The following is a 17,219-nucleotide window of genomic DNA, read 5'->3' as shown; positions in this document are numbered from 1 at the left end:
GTCCATAAAATATAATATAAACTGTTACCTATGTGACCGGTCTCTTTCGTTACCTATGGGCCGGTCACGCAAAGAAGGTAAAATTATACCTTGTGAATGCCCGCTTAACTAAGAGCCTCCTCGTCAGCCAGGCCGGCAGTCTTTCCTCCTGGGCAAAATTCTATTGTGTAATTCACCGCACTTTGACCGTTGTTTGACGGGCAAGTAAACGTCGAAGCCTTGTCATCGTAAGGATAAACATACGCGGAAGGGCATCCTTGCTTCAACCAAACCAACCCAGGTAACACAGAGCCGGAAAGATTTGCCTGCTTGGATGAGCCGGCTCCCCAATTTGAATTTGGGTATTGGCATTGTTCTACAATGGAGGCTTGCGTTGGAACAATAACCCCTTGCTTTTGCCAATTGGTGCAACCGCAACAGGTATCATTGGCAGTGGAGACGTTATAACAACTGACAGCCGCACCACCCGTGCATCTTAAAAGATTGATGATGCTGTTACCGGCCCCTCCAATGTTAGCCTCTGTACAATCGACAATATTTGCCTGACTGTATTGTTCGTTTTTCGCACATACTTCATTTTGGTTCCAATACCCAAGTGGCGTACCACAAGTGGTTTGTGCGCTATTATTCTCAATACTGGTTAGAGTAAGCCCGCAGCGAAATTTAGAATTAATCGCCTGGCAATCCGTATCCTGCGCACATTGCGTGTTATTGTCGGTATCCACCCAACGAAACGCCACCGAAGAAGGCGAAAAACTCCAGCCACACCCTCCAACCGTTCCCGCGTTTGTCGCTATCTTCGTAGGACTACCCGCCTTAGCACAAAGATAAGGATTATTATACGTTTGCGGTGTGCCTTTACTGTTACCACTGGGATACATAGCAACAGGAATGGTTATGCCATTGATAATGGTAATATCGTAAGTATCGGGGGTACGGCCGACAAAGGTTGCTTCCGCCAGCGTGGAGGGCGCCTCAAAAGACTCTCCCAGCTGGCATCCACCGTGGCCATTACCAATGCCATTGGTATTACAGTTGGCAGTTTTGCAGGTCAATTTGTTTTGGGCGAACTTACAGCCTGTGCGGCCACCAAATCCGCCGCTCCATAATAAAGTATACCCATTGACGCTGGAATGATCTGGCAAAACAAGACGATTACTGGCAGGCTTGCCATCTTTTTTATAAGGATTTAGACGATAATGTTTTTGAGCTGCATTTTTAGGTGCCGGAATTGTCCAAAAGCAAAGATGATTCGTCGTATTACATTGGGCACCGGTGATGCAGTCATTGTCATTATCACAATATGTACAAGCGGCACTTGAACCGCCGGCAGGAACAGCACACGTCCCGGCATGGGTATTCACGCAATCTGCATCTGCTCTACAAGCCCCTCCTCCACAAAAGCCCTTAACGCACGATGAAAACGTATAGGCGGCACACTGTGCATCACTGGTGCATGCAATAGCATTTTTATTTTTAGCAGGCGCTGAGGCTGAAGAGGCACCGAACCAGACGTTGAAAGGACAATAGTTTTTAAAGGTAATCACCCTCTGAGTGGACTTAGGAAGTGTAATTGGAATTTTAAAGGCCTGGGGCGGTGTGGTCTTGCCACGGCCATTGGTTTGGGTAAACGTGACCGTCCCAGTCACTGTTCCCTTGGCTTTTGCCGTTGTTGTCAGCGTAAGCTGAATGGTGACAGGTTGACCGGCTTGAACCCCAACCCCCCCCAGATGACACACAGCCATTATTATTAAAGGATGCGGTGAGTTCTGGATGATTACTGGTGAATTCGCAGTGCACATTAACGGCGTTGGGCGCAGGTACGGTTGTTTTAATGGTATAGACAAGATTTTGTGAGCTATTAGGCACCATATTTTGAATCACAGCGGGCGTTTCAACGGAAAAAGTTGAAGCTGCCGTAACAGGAAAAACGACACTCAAGCCAATTAAAGTAAAAATAATATAAAGGATGTATTTTTTCATGCTTAATGATTCCTATCAGTCTAAGGCGCTAAAACAAGTAACTTAAGCCAAACAGCCAAGCTTGCGTTGAAAGAGGCACTTTCAATGGCGCCTCAACGGATACATTCCCGCTTGAAGCAGTCACCGCATCACCCAGTTTTGTGTACAAATAACGGAAGGATATATCCATGTTTTGTGTCAGCAGCAATTTCAATCCAGCACCCAAATTATAAGCAAATTGATAGTGCACCCGGCTATCAAGATGAACACCAGTGCCACCTACATCCGCCAGAGGATAGTCTTGATAAGAAGCGGTGTTGCGAGCATAGCCAAAGCCAGCAACCGCAAAGGGGAATAATCGTGCGCCCAAGGGGTGTGCCGTCCATTCGCTATTGACCATAAAGCGTAAGCTTTTAATAGGCAATTGATATCGATAATTATTAAAGTCAGGATGTTGATACTGCCACACAGAACCATTTTGTGTGGTTTTAAAATAGAATAAATCAAGGCCTGCCGAAATATCATGCAATATCGATTGAGTCGAAGGCGGCAATACAAAGCGATAGCCAAGTCCCAATCCCCAGGTAAAATCGGTATGCCGATCCCCCGCAGGATGTAATGAGTCAACTTCTTCAATCAGATAGAGCTTACCAGGATTTACTTGACTGTTGGTTGCACCAACATAAAGATTGGCTTGCGGCCCGGAGGATTCCATACCCGCCCACACAGAGGTTGTAACAAGCAGAATACTTACATAACGAGATACAATAGTTTTGGGCATATAGGACTCCTTTCCCAAAGTAAAACAATCATAAAATTATGGGGCCTGAATGTTCACCCCATTTCCCAGTTTGTATTGTTGATAATGGTTGCCGGCGGGACGAGAGCGTAGATAGGTGCGGCCAACCGCAAACAAGTTGTATAGCAAAATAAACAATAATAAGGAATGCAGCCAACTCACCGTTAAATGGGTAAAAACAGGAAGCGTAATAAACACACCGATACAACCGGATAAACTTAAAATCAAAGTCTTTTTCAAAGGAATTTTATCATGTTTAAGAAAAACCATGGTGGTTAAGGGTTGTTGCAAAGCACCGGCCGTCGTCATAATAGGAAAAGCAACCACTGGCGAGACATTCATTAAAAATAAAACCCCTTGCACCATGACAAAGAGTCCAATGCCAACGGACGTCAAAGCACCACAAACAATCATGGCAAAAAAACCAAGAATTAATTTTCCCGAATGCAATTCAACCACATCTCCGCCAACAGGCAACAATTGTAACTGATGACACAGCAACAAGCCGATTATCAGCATAAAGCAGCATATCATAGCGAGCCGAATCGCTTGCTTGCTTAAGCGGCTAACCACCGTTCCACCAATTAAACCACCGACACAAGCACCAATGACCAAGGTAAGCAAGGTCGTCAAGTCCACATCGAATAGCTGCATAAAAAAAAGAGATTCTATTGTTCCTGGAATAACCTGCGCGCCATTATTAACTGCCGGCATCTCATCATCACGAAACGTGCCTAAAAGCTTTGCCAAAGCAACGTTTACTGCAAAGCTGCCAATCCCTAGAGTATCTGCGACAAAAGCCACAATGCCACTAAAGACAAGCTTAACATATCCAAACAAAGATAATTCAACGGCAGGCTGCCGCCTGACCAGATGAAACATGGCAAGAACACAAGATAGGGTGAGGATTAATATGGCAAGAATAATGCAGGTAATAGCCATTGTAGACTCAATCTATAAATCAAAACTTCGAGTAATTGCAGGAATAGTCTCTTCTTTTCCCGCATCCTTCATTTTGCTTGGTCCAGAATAAAATTTAAATGAATCAGTCTTGGGGTTAAGTGCTTCACTCTCACTCATTTCCTGAATGCCCTCATCAGAGGCCATCACCCGATGAACACAGGAAGAAAGCTTATAAGTAGCCATACCGACTGTTGTAGCTGCGAGAGTCCGAACAGTATCCATAGCAGCAGTCCTTGCAACACCACTAAAAAAACCAAACATCATGCATCCCTCTTTTAAAATCTCAGCATTGGTTGAGTTTAACAGAGGGTACTTTTATCTAGCAAGTAAAAAGCTTAATTTATGACCAGAACATAGGAGGAAAATTTTCTCACCTCACGTAATGATACTGCGTAAGGTGAGAGCTAATCAAGCATCTGGCGGTCTTCTAGTAGTTGGCTGTTGTTCAAGCTCTACGATTTCAGCCGGACGGGTTGGTCTTGGTGGGGCAAAAAAACCAACCCGAGCCAGTGGTTCAGAACCTAATGCGGCAGAAACACCAGCAACAATCGCAAACGTCAAACTGGTACGAGCCATTCTTACTGGAGCTTGCTTTAAGAAGTCTCTGCCGGCTTTCTTGCTTGCTTCGATAAATCCAATCTCCCTAATATAAGTCGTTACTTCTTTGCCTATATCAAGAAGTCCTGGTATACGTAACCTACCATCTGGACCAGCACTAGCACGGTATAATAGAGAATCTGCATAATAGGCAAAAGGATAACTCAATACCGCAGCAGTCATACCACTGGCAGCTCCCGCCGCAAAATGGCGAGTCGCCTCATTCCCGAAAGGCATGTAGCGTGCATAGACCCCTTCGACCAAACACAGCGCGCTAAAACTAACCAGCCCGCCAGAATACCGCGCAAAAAATCCAGTGGCCGCCATTTGCCTAAAATTGTAGAAAGTCATTCTAAAATCAGGGGGAATGACATGAAGTTTGTGCAAAAACTCTCTTGTCGCGGGCACCTTCGTTACAGCGAGGTCGCCAAAGGAAATTGCGCCGACAAGTCCAACTCTTTGGACCACGCTACCAGAACCAACTTCCGGTTTAACTTCTTCAGCACCGACTTCAGCAGTGGCTTTTTTAGCACCGGTAACATAGGTTGTACGCAAACTTGAACCAACCATGCTTGAGCCTAATGCTGCGTATAAACCTCTTATAGCAGCAAGTCTTCCTGCGCCCGGTCCAAGAGGAGCCAATACCGTTCCATGTCGCATCAAATTAGCCATAATGCCGTTTAAAGGGTTTTGTACTAAAGCAATGGCTGTACTAGTCGCTGCGACAGTAGTCGTAAAATTAGCCGCCTGCCAACCAAAAGCAGATAATGTCTCCATAGAAGGGAATGGAAAATAACGCGCAACTGGACGACTCGTTGTCGTCGTTGAACTTGGGTTTACTGGTGTAGATTCTGTATCTTTAGGCATGCTTATTCTTTAAAAATGCATTTTAAGAGTACAGTGATCATAACAAATGAACATTAAGAAAATATTAAGTATTTTTTTGTAACAACAAAACATGTGAGTAGATCCACCGAGTCACCTCGGTGGATCTACTCACATGTCAGAGTTTCTTTGGTACCGGACAATTTTTTAAAAAGGCATTGTGTATTAATTAAACGACAAGAAAACCCATATAGATTGACTTAATTTAAGACAATCATGCTAGAATAAAACTCTTTCATTGGCTAACGAGACAGCTCCATGCTTCTTCGGAAATTATTTTTTGCAGCGCTCTCTAGTTTGTTATTTGCAGGCAGCGCAAAAGCGGATGTTGTATTACAGGATATTCATGGGCAAAACATTCCATTTTCCTCTCTTAATGGCAAGTGGGTATTTATTAATTACTGGGCCAGCTGGTGCCAACCGTGTGTGGATGAAATCCCAGAACTCAATCGTTTTTATGAAAAAAATAAAACAGGGAATGTGGTGATATTTGGAGTAAATTACGACGCACTACCAATACAGCAACAAAAAATGCTGGTCAAGCAATTTGATATTCGTTATCCAAATTTGAAAAGAGATCCTTCAAGTCTATTAAACCTCGGCGATATCAACGGCGTCCCAGTCACGTTTGTCTTTAATCCGCAAGGAGAATTAAGCAAGAAATTATATGGTAGCCAAACCGTTCGAAGTTTAAGCAAAGTAATGGCATCAGGGTAGGTGATTATGCTGGCTTTCTCGGAGCAGCCGCTGTTTTTCTGCAGGGGTTATACGAATCAGCAACCGCCATCCACCTTCTGCAATCGACTCTTCATGCACGACCGCATCAAGCTCATATAATTGCGCGCGCAATCGCGCCTGATTTGCAGTAAGCTCTATTTCTTCTTCAAGAATTGTCCCATGCAACTGTTGTGCAATAGCCTCTCGTAGTAAATCAAGTCCGGCGCCCGTCGTTGCAGACAGCCATACCTTACAGCTTTCTTCGCTACAATCCAACTTAGGCAGCCATTCCTTTTGCTGATCAATTTTATTAAATACTTGAATTTTTTTAATTTTTTCCGCACCGATTTCTTTTAAAACCTGTTCGACCGCTATCACATGCTCCCGCCAGCCGGCGTCGGAAACATCGATCACATGGATGAGTAAATCAGCTTCTTTTACTTCTTCCAGGGTCGCACGAAAAGCATCCACTAATTGGTGAGGTAAATCACGGATAAAGCCTACCGTATCAGCGAGAACAATGGATGCTGCACCCGGTAAATCCAGTTTGCGCATGGTTGGATCTAGTGTCGCAAACAATTGATTGGCTGAATAAATGTCTGCGCCCGTGAGCGCATTAAATAAAGTAGATTTACCAGCATTGGTATAACCAACCAACGACACGGTAGGCATAGCAGCCCGACGCCTCGCTTGCCGCCCCTGATCGCGGCTGCGACGTACTTTTTCTAAACGCTTATGAATCGTCTTAATACGCTCCCGTAACAAACGTCTGTCGGTTTCTAACTGAGTTTCACCCGGACCACGAAGACCAATCCCCCCTTTTTGCCGTTCAAGATGAGTCCAACCGCGTACCAACCGGGTAGACAAATGTTGTAATTGGGCCAGCTCAACTTGCAGTTTACCCTCAAAAGTTCGTGCTCTTTGCGCGAAAATATCAAGAATCAATCCGGTTCTATCAACCACTCGACATTGTAACAAGCGCTCCAGGTTTCGTTCTTGCGAAGGAGACAGCTCGTGATTAATTAAAACTAATTCTGCATCATGGGCCAGAATCTGCTGTCGAACCTCTTCTGCTTTCCCTTGTCCGATATAATATTTAGGTTCAGGCGTTGCACGAGCCCCGCGCACATGGCCCACCACTTCGGCTTGGGCAGAAGCAGCCAACTCCTCAAATTCTGCCACTGCGGTATCTATATCGATATCCGGAAGAGCCAGTTGCACTAAAATAGCCCGCTCCCCACTTTGTGGACGTTCGAACAAAATAGACTTTCCATTCGTTAAAAAATGACCGCCAGTCTGCCATAAATTTCCTTTATTCACTAGTAGGCAGCGTCACTGGCCGAGCAGGAACAACGGTCGAAATTGCATGTTTATACACCATCTGCGTTATTGAGTTTTTTAACATGATGACCTGCTCATCAAAACACGCAATAACGCCATGTAATTTAATGCCGTTCACCAGAAAAATAGATACCGGCATTTTTTCTTTGGATAATTCCTTGAGAAAAGAATCCTGTAATAAATGATTTGAAGACATTGCCCGCTCCTTATAATTGTTATTATTAAGGCAACAACATTTATTTGATTCATCGACCAAATAAAATAAAACTTTAATTCGGACCATGACAGTACAAAATGATTCGGTTATGATTATAAGCCATTATTCAATAAGGACATTGATATGAGAGAAGAACTAGAGACGCTACTGACAGAACCATTAACATCAGAAAAATTGGCACAAAACGTACGAATTTTAGATGCCTTGCCACCTGAAGAAAAAATTGACGTTGCAACGAACATGGTGCTGTCTGTTGCCGCAGAATCGCTAAGAGACTTTAACTACGCCGTCGAAGCATTGCGGCATCCAGAAAAAGATGAAGAAACGTTTCATGCAACCATCTCACAAGCATTAGAAGTACGCCAACGACTTGAGAGTATTCTTGATTTACGAAATCGTTATCCTCATCGCCAATTTTTGGCACCTGAGTTTAATGTTGATTTATACATCAAATTCTCAAGCTTATGTTCTGCGTTAATAGAAACCCAGGCAGACAGGCTTGCTGCTCGCTTGGCGGAAACAACACCCGTTGCAAATAAAAGTACGTTGGCACGCAATATCAACCTGGCATTTGGCGAACGCAGTCTATTAGCTCAAGCGATTAATGAAGCTATCTTAAGGCCATCATCGCCGACAACAACACCGCAGACCATGTTCGGCAGCCGTATTATTTCGGAGCAACCCTTGGATACGGATCATACTTTCCAACCTGGAATTTAATCATTCGAAATCCCTGTGTGACCGGCACACAGGGATAAAAAAATAAGTTGCCATATGGAATATCATACCATTAACATTCAATAAGATAAGTGATTCGTAAGGTGTTTATGCAGGTTTATAAAGGGATTTTCATTGTCTTTCTAATGTTTCTCACCGGATGCCATTCCATTGGTCCTAAAGTTCTTCATAATGATCGTTATTCATACAATCTGGCATTAGGCGACAGTAAAAATCAGGAGCTGTTACTTAACATTGTGCGTTTACGATACGATCATTCACCAGTAGTACTCAGTGTGGGTAATATTTCTGGCAGTACAAAAATACAAAGAGAAGGGAGACTTGAAGCTTATTCAAAATTATTTACACAACCAACCTCCACTGAAAATAAGTTAGAAGGTTCAACGGGACTTATCTATAGTGATAATCCCATCATTAGCTACACGCCGTTAGATGATCAAATGTTCCATACTCGTTTTTTATCGGCGCTTAATTTAAGGCAAATTTCGCTATTACTTGAATCGTCTTGGAGTATCGCACGTGTATTCCGCGTGACGCTCCAACAGGCTGGCGATGCCGCTAATGCCTCTAGTGCGGCGCGGCCTACCTCCAGCCATGTACCTCGCTATCAAGATTTTATTGACATGGTCTACGTACTGAGACGTTTACAACTTGACGATGCATTTATCATTTCTTATCAGATTGAAAACCACCATGAAAAATTAACATTGCACTTAAATCAAAAAGCAAAATTAAAAACAAAAGAAAAACGAATTTTAAATAAAGCAGGAATCAAACTATACAAAAACAAAATTATTTTTACCAACTACGAGGCACCTTATGCCACCCCCCTCATTACCCGCTCTGTTTTAGGTATTTTAAATTATCTATCTAAAGGAATGGCTGTTCCACAGGAAGATGCGGAAAATCACATTGCTACCATCACCCGTTTTCCAAATGGTAAACCATTTGATTGGCAGAAAGTTCTACGCGGAATGATGAAAATCCATTACTGTGAAAAACAACCCGTGCATGCAGCCGTTGCAATTCCCTACTTGAATCGATGGTATTATATAGATAATAGAGATGCTAATTCCAAACAGACCTTAATGATGGTAACTAATATTATTGGTCTTATTTCTGGCCCTGTTCCCCCATCTCCTGTGGGTTTGACTCGTAATGCCTGATACGAATAAGCTTGATGGTTCATTGAGAAGGAACAATTTAAATGATAAAAAACGAAATTAAGATCGCATATTTGTTATTTGCATTAGCTATCGTGGGGTATGTGATCAAATTTTCTTTAAACGTTTTTCTAGCTCGCCATCTGACAGCAACCATTTATGGTGATTACAGTGTCGCCATAAAACTATTGAACATTTTAGTGACCTTGTCTTTGTTTGGTACCAATGTCGGCGCAAATCGTTTTTTTGCAAAATATTTACATTTAGATAATAAAGCAACCGCAACAAACTACCTCGCTTGGAATATAAAATTACTCAGCCTTACTTTTTTAGTTACCTTTATGCTTGCGGTTGCTGCATTTGGCTTGATGTCGCTGCTTCATCACTTAAATGTTAAAGGCATCAATCAATATCATTTAGCCGTTTATACATTATGGTTAGTCCCTTTTGCCGCCATCACTACGCTCTCAGGTAGTTTCTTACTCAGCAGTAATCGCGTATTGCTTTCATCGTTTTATACTAATCCACTCAAATATTTGATTGAGTTGATTTTATTTGTTTTAGTTGTTTTGTTTATTGATCCGGAATTAAACAACACAAGCATCATCGCTGTCTTGTTTTTCTCGTTTGTCCTGATATCAACCATATCAACTCTATCCATGAACGAAGAGATTTTACAACTATTACAATTAGGGGTAAAAAAACTGATTAACACGTCCTTGTCTCAAATGGATTGGTTAAAAACTTCCTCTCGTCTAATTGCTAATAACATTATTTTTTCAATTACTTGTGCGCTTGATCTGCTCGCCGTGGAGGTATTTTCAAAGAATGAAACCAACGTTGGTTACTACGCTGCCATTCTTACGGTCGTTTCAATGTTATGGTTGGTACCAGCCAGCGCTTATCAAGGATTAAAACCTAAATTTTCTGAATTACTTGGCAGTGAACAAGGCCGAAGAGAGTTACAATACAAACTCAATAAAACAAACCTAGTTGTTTTCACCTTAATCATTGCCTTAATCGTTCTGATTGTGTTTTTTGCCAAGCCCATTCTTTTGCATTTTGGACCTGATTATACTCAGGTTGAACTCGAATTGATTATTTTAGTCATTGCCAGCGGACTTTCATGCATTGGCCGCATTGCTCCCGTTTTATTAGTATTTGCTGGCTATGAACGCGTGGTTTTAAAATGGAGTATTGTAGAACTGGGAATGATGTTTATATTGGTTATCCCCGCTACTTATTTTTTTGACATTTTAGGAACAGCATTAGCGACGGGATTTGTGTTGATTGTTAAACCATTTATCACTACCTTAATAACCCGTAAAAAATTAGGTTTACATCCAATATCTTTATTTTAAAAATCACAAACTTTAGAAACATTGATTGACAAGGAGCGTTTATGAAACATTATCTTATGCTTTTCCTTTCATCATTAACCCTATTCATGTTCCATGATGTTGTGCGCGCCAATGAAAATAAATTTGTGAGTCATTTTTATAATATTGAATCAATCAATAAACATATCAGCATGGCTGAATGTCAAGCGCTTTATTCCGAGCCGGTTTACTATACGATTAAGGATGACAAACCGGTTTATGAACCGAACCGTCATCTTAAAATTCTTGACTATCAACGATTGCAAACAACCTTTTTAAATAAAAATCAATGGTTATTTTTAGGAAAACAGGCGGTCAGCTTTACTCTAAAAGGCAAGACGCATAACGCGGAAAATTTAGTCTATTTTATATTGGATAAAAATGCCCGCACCACTAGAGGCGGATGGTACAGTCCTGGTTTTTGCAAAGGCAATTTAAGTGGCATGGAATTGGGTCTGAATAAGTGGCACCATCACCAAAAATGATGCAACAAAATTTCACTCTATTAAAATACATGTCGGCTCTTCGTTTCTATAATGTTCTGCTGCCATTTTATGTCTTATATGGTCGCCACATAGGCTTAGACTATCAGCAAATTTTTTTAACTCAAGCGATTTTTTCGCTCACCTTAATTTTATTGGAACTGCCCGGAGGCATATTTGCCGACATAATGGGAAGAAGATTGAGTCTCATTTGTGGCAGTTTTTGTTATTTGGTTGGTGGTTCTTGTTTTGTTTTCTGGCAAACATTTTCCGGTTTTTCTGTTGCAGAAGGAATACTAGCCGCCGGCTACGCTTTTTTTTCAGGGAGTGATTCAGCATTACTCTATGAGTCAGCCAAAGAATCAAATCAACTCGAGCAATATTTGCATCAAGAATCTCAAGTTCATGCCTATGCTCGATTTGGTGAAAGTATTTCAGGCATTACTGGCGGCTTTATTGCCACGCTTAATATTGTTTTACTGGCGATCTTGGCCGCTCTTACAGCAATTCCACTTATCATTCTAAGTTTTTTACTTAAGGAACCTATTTCACGAGTTCGACCAGATTTGTTTAAAAAAAGATTAAAGTGTGATGTTAAAAGGCAAGGCATGCGTATTCATTATTTTTTATTCAACAGAAAAAATAGGCCAATTCAAGCAATCATTCTTTACTCTTCATGCTTAAGCATCATATCGCTTGCTTCATTCTGGTTACTGCAGGTATTTATTAACGAATATGGATTATCTTTTATAAGCATCGGAATGATCTGGTTATTTTATAATTTATTAACCGGTTTCACCTCCAGCTACACGGCAAAGATTATTCAGTTTTATAAAGAAAAAATCTACCTCTTATTACCTGTTTTTCTACTACTTATGTTGCTTGTATTGAGCTTATCCTCAGCCAAATGGCAATTCATCTTTATTTTATTCGCGGCCTTAACCTTTGGCATTAAAATGCCTTTTATTTATTATTTAATGAATCAGCGTTTATCCTCCTTTGCAAGAGCGAGCGTATTAAGTATTGATTCGCTTACAACCCGTTTGTTATTTAGTGGACTGGCAATTCTTTTGGGCTATATCTTAGATCATCAAACGATAGAACAAGCCTTCGCCATTTTATTAGTTCCTAATTTTTTCGCATTCCTGCTTGGTTTTTATCTTTTTAAATATTTAAGGTTTACATAACCAAGTAAGCTCTACTATGCTTATGATTACCATTCATAACTAAAAGGATATTAAGGCAATGGATAATGTAAACAAAAAGCATCCTGAATCAAACTCCAACAAATCGCATGTAGGAGAAGCCGCCAGTGAGCTGCTCAAGGAGAGTAAAAAACTTGCGCATGAACTTTATGAGGAAGGATTACATAGAGTTGAGGATGCTCAAAAAAACGTTAAAGAACATTCTGATCAAATGCTGGAGAAAGTTAGAAAAAACCCCTTGGCATCTATATTAGTTGCTGCAGGTGTTGGTTTTTTACTCTCTTCTATCTTAAGAAAATAATGCGTGCTGTAGATGAATTACTTAGTCTTGTTTCCAACAAGCTAGAAATGATTAAAACGACCATTGCAATCATCAAGTTGGAGGCAAGGCTTGCCGGCCTCAGTATTTTTCCATTGTTGCTAAATCTCTGTATGTTGTTTGTTGTTTTAATAGCTATCTGGTTGACGGCAATGTTTATGATAGGCTACGGTATTAACGTACTATATGACAGTGCAATGATTGCAATATCATCCATCTTATTCCTAAATTTTATTCTACTTGGTGTTTTACTTAAGTACCTGCAATTTAATATAAAAAACATGAGTTTTACAAAGACAAGGAAAATTCTATCTCCAAATAAGGACAGTGACGATCATGAGCACGCGCAAGCAAATCATTCTGACTGTAACCGAACTAGAACAGAAATTCCAACAGCATCAGATTAAGGCTCACCAACAGACACGCTATCTTCAACAGCACATAAAAGATAACAAAATCATCATTATTTCTGTGCTGTTGACCGCTTTTATAATAGGATTTAAAGGAGGGCGGTTGAATACCACTTTAACATGGCTGCGGCAATTAGGGCAGGTTGCTGTTGTGGCAACGATAGCCAGCATCAAAAATGGGTTGTGGTCAGCCCTTATTGATCGAAGCACACTCACTGTATTGAGATATTTCTTACATAATAATCAGACGAAATCAGCATGACACAGACTGTGAAAAAGTTATACTTAGATCACAGGGAACGACAAGGATTGTCTGACAAGAAGTCAAAAAAGGACCAGCACGCTGAATATGCTTTACCGCAAGGATGCGGTTTATCTTCTACAGGGATTATACATCAATGTTTTCGGCTTCAAGAGCGTTTGTTTCAATAAACTCCCGCCTTGGTTCAACCTGGTCACCCATTAATGTGGTGAAAATTTCATCGGCTGCTACTGCATCTTCAATCGTAACCTGCATCATACGTCGAACCTCAGGATCCATTGTAGTTTCCCATAACTGTTCAGGATTCATTTCTCCCAAACCTTTATATCGTTGAATGGTTTGACCACGTTTTGCTTCTTCCATAAGCCAATCAAGTGCTTGCTCAAAGTGCTCAACTAACCTGACTTTATCGCCACGTTTAATATAAGCACCTTCATCGACTAGCGTTCGCAAATGATTGCCAATATGAACCAATTCCTTGTAATCCTTTGACAGGAACAAATCTATATTGAGTAATAACGTCTGCACCATTCCATGCTGGCTAATCAACACTTGCGGTAAATAATGATCATTTTCTTGATTATGAATAACATCCACAGAAAATTTCTGCGACTTAGAATCCAGTTGCAGCAAACTTGCATGGAGCTGTCTAGCCCAATTATTTACCGCCTCCCGACTATTAAAGTCGTCTTGCTGAAGCAGGGGCAAATAAGAGATGCGTTTCAACACCTGAGAATGGTAGCGTCTGGAGTAACGTTTAATAATTTTTTCCATCCGCCGAACTTGGTAAACAAGTTTCGCTAAAGCTTCTGCAGTGATTGCCGGAGCATCACTTGATGGGTAAAACTCAGCGCCATCTAGAGCATTTTGCGTTAAATAATCATAGAGTGCATCATCATCCTTAACATAACGTTCCTGCTTGCCACTTTTCACCTTATAGAGAGGCGGCTGAGCGATGTAGATATAGCCTCGCTCAATGAGTTCTGGCATTTGTCGATAGAAAAAAGTTAGCAGCAACGTACGGATATGAGAACCATCAACATCAGCATCAGTCATGATGATGATGCGGTGATAACGAATTTTATCGGGATTATATTCATCAGAACCTATTCCACATCCTAGGGCAGTAATTAACGTTGCTACCTCTTGCGAAGACAGCATTTTATCAAAACGCGCTTTTTCAACATTAAGAATTTTACCTTTTAGTGGTAAAATTGCCTGGAATTTTCGATCACGCCCCTGTTTAGCTGAGCCACCTGCCGAATCACCCTCAACAATATATAGCTCAGAAAGTGCTGGATCTTTTTCCTGGCAATCAGCCAGTTTACCCGGAAGACCGGCAACATCCAACGCCCCTTTGCGTCGAGTCATATCTCGCGCCCGCCTGGCCGCTTCTCTGGCCCTTGCTGCATCGATCATTTTACCAACAATGGCTTTGGCAACTGCAGGATTTTCTAATAAGAAATCATTAAGTTTTTCTGCAACCAAAGATTCAACAACTGCTTTTACTTCCGAAGAAACCAACTTATCCTTTGTTTGTGAGGAAAATTTAGGATCGGGTACTTTGACAGACAAAACGGCAGTTAAGCCTTCACGAGCATCATCACCGATGGTAGTGACTTTTGCTTTTTTGGCAAATCCTTCATTTTCTATGTAATGATTTAAAGTACGAGTCAAGGCGCTACGAAATCCTGCTAAATGAGTTCCTCCATCTCGTTGAGGAATATTATTGGTAAAACAGAAAATATTTTCCTGGTAGGAATCATTCCATTGCATAGCAAGTTCCACAGCGACTTGCTCTTTTTCACCACTCATTGAGAAAACGATAGGAATGATAGGATTTTTGTTGCGATTTAAGTGCTCAACAAATGCTTTAATGCCCCCTTCGTAGCGAAAAGTATCCTGCTTGTTTGTCCGTTCATCAGTCAAATGAATGCAAACACCGGAATTAAGAAACGACAATTCACGCAGACGCTTAGCTAAAATATCATAATGAAATTCGATATTGGTGAATGTATTGGGGCTTGGCCTAAACCAGATTTGTGTGCCAGTGCTATCCGCTTCACCGGTGATGCTTAGCGGTGCATCAGGAACGCCATTACGATAATGCTGCTCATGGACTTTACCACCACGACGGACCAGTAAATGCAACTCGTCAGAAAGTGCATTGACGACGGAAACACCAACTCCATGCAGCCCACCAGAAACCTTATAGGAATTATCATCAAACTTACCGCCGGCATGCAAAACCGTCATAATGACTTCCGCCGCTGAACGGCCTTCCTCTTTATGAATATCAACTGGGATACCGCGACCATCATCTTTGACCGTAATCGCCTCATCCGCATGAATAATGACGTATATTTCTTTGCAATAACCAGCAAGTGCTTCATCAATGGCATTATCCACCACTTCAAAAACCATGTGATGAAGACCTGTACCATCATCAGTGTCACCAATATACATGCCTGGGCGCTTTCTTACGGCATCCAATCCCTTTAAAACTTTAATATTGGTCGAATCGTAGCTGGTATCAACACTCATGAATTGTCCTCTTGCCCAAACTCAAGGCTAAAAGATAAATTATACCATTATTCAACCTTAGTTTGCATGTTGGGATTTTTAAAGAGAACGAATTTAAATTGATTTGCCGAGAAAAAATCACAATTTTATGCCTGAGGCTGAAAAGCTATGCGATTTTGACTGCTATAGTTGAATACTGGCAGATGAATGATAAATGATATATGTTGTTTTTTATGGAGACGGTAAATTAGCCGTCATTGAAGTCACAACTTTATTGGTAAAATACACTTTATAAACAAAATTTTGAGGAGACTCATGATAAGTCCACACTTCAGTAAGAAAAGGGGCCGAACCAAATTTTACCCCTTCTTCATTGTATAAATCCTGGGAAGTACTAAGTGTTTTTTTAGTTTGAGGTTCGCCACATTTACTCAATACTATCGTTTGCTTATCACCTTCATAAACTAGCTGCCCATTGCACCGTAGTGCCCAGCAGTAATTTACATTGAAGATCAGCAATATTAATATAATGGATGTTTTCATATCTGAAGAATAATAATTAAATATGTAAAATGTATCCTATGAATTCTGATTGTTACCTAATAACAATCAGAATTCTAGCATAAAGAACCTGGATATCACGTTATGCTATCTAAATTATTCTTTTTAGATGGTAAATAATCTTGCTATTTCTTTTGTTGCAGTGCTTTCCCAAGAATCTTCATTGTAAAAGCGCTCTTCATCTTGAGGTTTCCAGCCTTGAATCGCTGTCACGATTGGCCTTGTTACCAAACCAATCACTGATTTAAGGAAAATTGCGGCACTAAGTACAAGTGATGCCCCTGCAACTACGAGACAAGTTAATGCCTTATCTCCATGTTGTCCATAATCATTTTCTTGGAGATTCATTTTAATCGCTAATGCCTGTATGCCTTCCCAAATAGCAAGACCTACTGAGCCAACCATGGCCCCAACACCTAGAAGAGGAACAACACTTGCACCCATCACCTCATCAAAATAATCATAGCCATCGCGCAATCCATCAAACATTGTCAAATGCTTCAAACTCAATATTTCATCCATTAAAGCTGCTAAAAGATCATGTGATCCCCGAGGATGTTTAGCCAATAGCTTTTCTGCTAAATCAACCTGCAAATACTGCAAATGATCATTATAATTCTGAAAAAAATTTTTTTTATCATTAGGCTTTTTTTGTTTTGCCGAAAATGGCCTGCCAAAAAAATTGGGCATCGATCT

General features: G+C 41.0%; 19 protein-coding genes. 8 read left to right on the top strand and 11 right to left on the bottom strand.

Features of this window, described 5'->3' with window-relative positions:
* Nucleotides 1-104: 104 nt before the first annotated feature.
* The 6 genes from E1O52_RS07555 to E1O52_RS07535 form a co-directional block, all read right to left on the bottom strand.
* Complete coding sequence (locus E1O52_RS07555) at nt 105-1,649, bottom strand: thaumatin family protein (protein WP_165474741.1); 1,545 nt, start codon at nt 1,647-1,649, stop codon at nt 105-107.
* On the bottom strand, nt 1,582-1,983 hold the full coding sequence (locus E1O52_RS13170) for a hypothetical protein (protein WP_165474740.1): 402 nt from the start codon (nt 1,981-1,983) through the stop codon (nt 1,582-1,584). The genes E1O52_RS07555 and E1O52_RS13170 overlap by 68 nt, the downstream gene beginning before the upstream one ends.
* Nucleotides 1,984-2,011: 28 nt before the next feature.
* The gene (locus tag E1O52_RS07550; protein WP_133128105.1) at nt 2,012-2,743 is read right to left on the bottom strand and encodes an outer membrane protein; all 732 of its coding nucleotides are present in this window, start codon (nt 2,741-2,743) and stop codon (nt 2,012-2,014) included.
* A gap of 36 nt (nt 2,744-2,779) precedes the next feature.
* Nucleotides 2,780-3,703, bottom strand: coding sequence for a TSUP family transporter (locus tag E1O52_RS07545; protein ID WP_133128104.1), 924 nt, complete (start codon nt 3,701-3,703; stop codon nt 2,780-2,782).
* 12 nt (nt 3,704-3,715) lie between these two features.
* The gene (locus tag E1O52_RS07540; RefSeq protein ID WP_133128103.1) at nt 3,716-3,988 is read right to left on the bottom strand and encodes a hypothetical protein; all 273 of its coding nucleotides are present in this window, start codon (nt 3,986-3,988) and stop codon (nt 3,716-3,718) included.
* Nucleotides 3,989-4,132: 144 nt separating this feature from the next.
* The gene (locus E1O52_RS07535) at nt 4,133-5,188 is read right to left on the bottom strand and encodes a hypothetical protein (RefSeq protein ID WP_133128102.1); all 1,056 of its coding nucleotides are present in this window, start codon (nt 5,186-5,188) and stop codon (nt 4,133-4,135) included.
* Between the two features lie 276 nt (nt 5,189-5,464).
* Here E1O52_RS07535 and E1O52_RS07530 point away from each other — a divergent pair, with 276 nt between their 5' ends.
* Nucleotides 5,465-5,923 carry a TlpA disulfide reductase family protein gene (locus E1O52_RS07530; RefSeq protein ID WP_133128101.1) on the top strand — a complete coding sequence of 153 codons (459 nt, stop codon included), beginning with the start codon at nt 5,465-5,467 and terminating at the stop codon, nt 5,921-5,923.
* Here E1O52_RS07530 and hflX read toward each other — a convergent pair.
* Nucleotides 5,915-7,183: a ribosome rescue GTPase HflX gene (gene hflX, locus E1O52_RS07525; protein WP_133128153.1), complete on the bottom strand. Its 1,269-nt coding sequence runs from the start codon at nt 7,181-7,183 to the stop codon at nt 5,915-5,917. The two genes, E1O52_RS07530 and hflX, sit on opposite strands and share 9 nt — an antisense overlap.
* A 52-nt stretch (nt 7,184-7,235) precedes the next feature.
* On the bottom strand, nt 7,236-7,460 hold the full coding sequence (gene hfq, locus E1O52_RS07520; protein ID WP_133128100.1) for an RNA chaperone Hfq: 225 nt from the start codon (nt 7,458-7,460) through the stop codon (nt 7,236-7,238).
* Nucleotides 7,461-7,604: 144 nt separating this feature from the next.
* Here hfq and E1O52_RS07515 point away from each other — a divergent pair, with 144 nt between their 5' ends.
* The 7 genes from E1O52_RS07515 to E1O52_RS07480 all read left to right on the top strand — a co-directional run bounded on the left by E1O52_RS07515 (nt 7,605) and on the right by E1O52_RS07480 (nt 13,439).
* Entirely contained in the window at nt 7,605-8,201 is a 597-nt protein-coding gene (locus E1O52_RS07515; protein WP_133128099.1) for a hypothetical protein, read from the top strand.
* Nucleotides 8,202-8,308: 107 nt separating this feature from the next.
* Nucleotides 8,309-9,385 carry a hypothetical protein gene (locus tag E1O52_RS07510; RefSeq protein WP_133128098.1) on the top strand — a complete coding sequence of 359 codons (1,077 nt, stop codon included), beginning with the start codon at nt 8,309-8,311 and terminating at the stop codon, nt 9,383-9,385.
* 41 nt (nt 9,386-9,426) lie between these two features.
* Nucleotides 9,427-10,743, top strand: coding sequence for an MATE family efflux transporter (locus E1O52_RS07505; protein WP_133128097.1), 1,317 nt, complete (start codon nt 9,427-9,429; stop codon nt 10,741-10,743).
* A gap of 41 nt (nt 10,744-10,784) precedes the next feature.
* Nucleotides 10,785-11,246, top strand: a complete 462-nt coding sequence (locus tag E1O52_RS07500) for a hypothetical protein (RefSeq protein WP_133128096.1) — start codon at nt 10,785-10,787, stop codon at nt 11,244-11,246.
* Nucleotides 11,225-12,430 carry an MFS transporter gene (locus E1O52_RS07495; protein WP_165474739.1) on the top strand — a complete coding sequence of 402 codons (1,206 nt, stop codon included), beginning with the start codon at nt 11,225-11,227 and terminating at the stop codon, nt 12,428-12,430. Before E1O52_RS07500 ends, E1O52_RS07495 begins: the two co-directional genes overlap by 22 nt.
* 58 nt (nt 12,431-12,488) lie before the next feature.
* Nucleotides 12,489-12,749: an ElaB/YgaM/YqjD family protein gene (locus E1O52_RS07490; protein WP_133128094.1), complete on the top strand. Its 261-nt coding sequence runs from the start codon at nt 12,489-12,491 to the stop codon at nt 12,747-12,749.
* Between the two features lie 354 nt (nt 12,750-13,103).
* Complete coding sequence (locus E1O52_RS07480; protein ID WP_133128093.1) at nt 13,104-13,439, top strand: hypothetical protein; 336 nt, start codon at nt 13,104-13,106, stop codon at nt 13,437-13,439.
* Between the two features lie 126 nt (nt 13,440-13,565).
* On the opposite strand, the gene gyrB is transcribed toward E1O52_RS07480, so the two are convergent.
* The 3 genes from gyrB to E1O52_RS07465 all read right to left on the bottom strand — a co-directional run bounded on the left by gyrB (nt 13,566) and on the right by E1O52_RS07465 (nt 17,213).
* A complete protein-coding gene (gene gyrB / locus E1O52_RS07475; RefSeq protein ID WP_133128092.1) occupies nt 13,566-15,983 on the bottom strand; it encodes a DNA topoisomerase (ATP-hydrolyzing) subunit B in 2,418 nt (805 codons plus the stop codon).
* A gap of 210 nt (nt 15,984-16,193) precedes the next feature.
* Nucleotides 16,194-16,505: a DUF2845 domain-containing protein gene (locus E1O52_RS07470; RefSeq protein WP_133128091.1), complete on the bottom strand. Its 312-nt coding sequence runs from the start codon at nt 16,503-16,505 to the stop codon at nt 16,194-16,196.
* 123 nt (nt 16,506-16,628) lie between these two features.
* On the bottom strand, nt 16,629-17,213 hold the full coding sequence (locus E1O52_RS07465; RefSeq protein WP_133128090.1) for a hypothetical protein: 585 nt from the start codon (nt 17,211-17,213) through the stop codon (nt 16,629-16,631).
* Nucleotides 17,214-17,219 lie beyond the last annotated feature (6 nt).

This window comes from Legionella nagasakiensis (genome assembly GCF_900639915.1).
Taxonomy (GTDB): Bacteria; Pseudomonadota; Gammaproteobacteria; order Legionellales; family Legionellaceae; genus Legionella_A; species Legionella_A nagasakiensis.
This window is presented reverse-complemented; position numbering and strand designations above follow the sequence as displayed.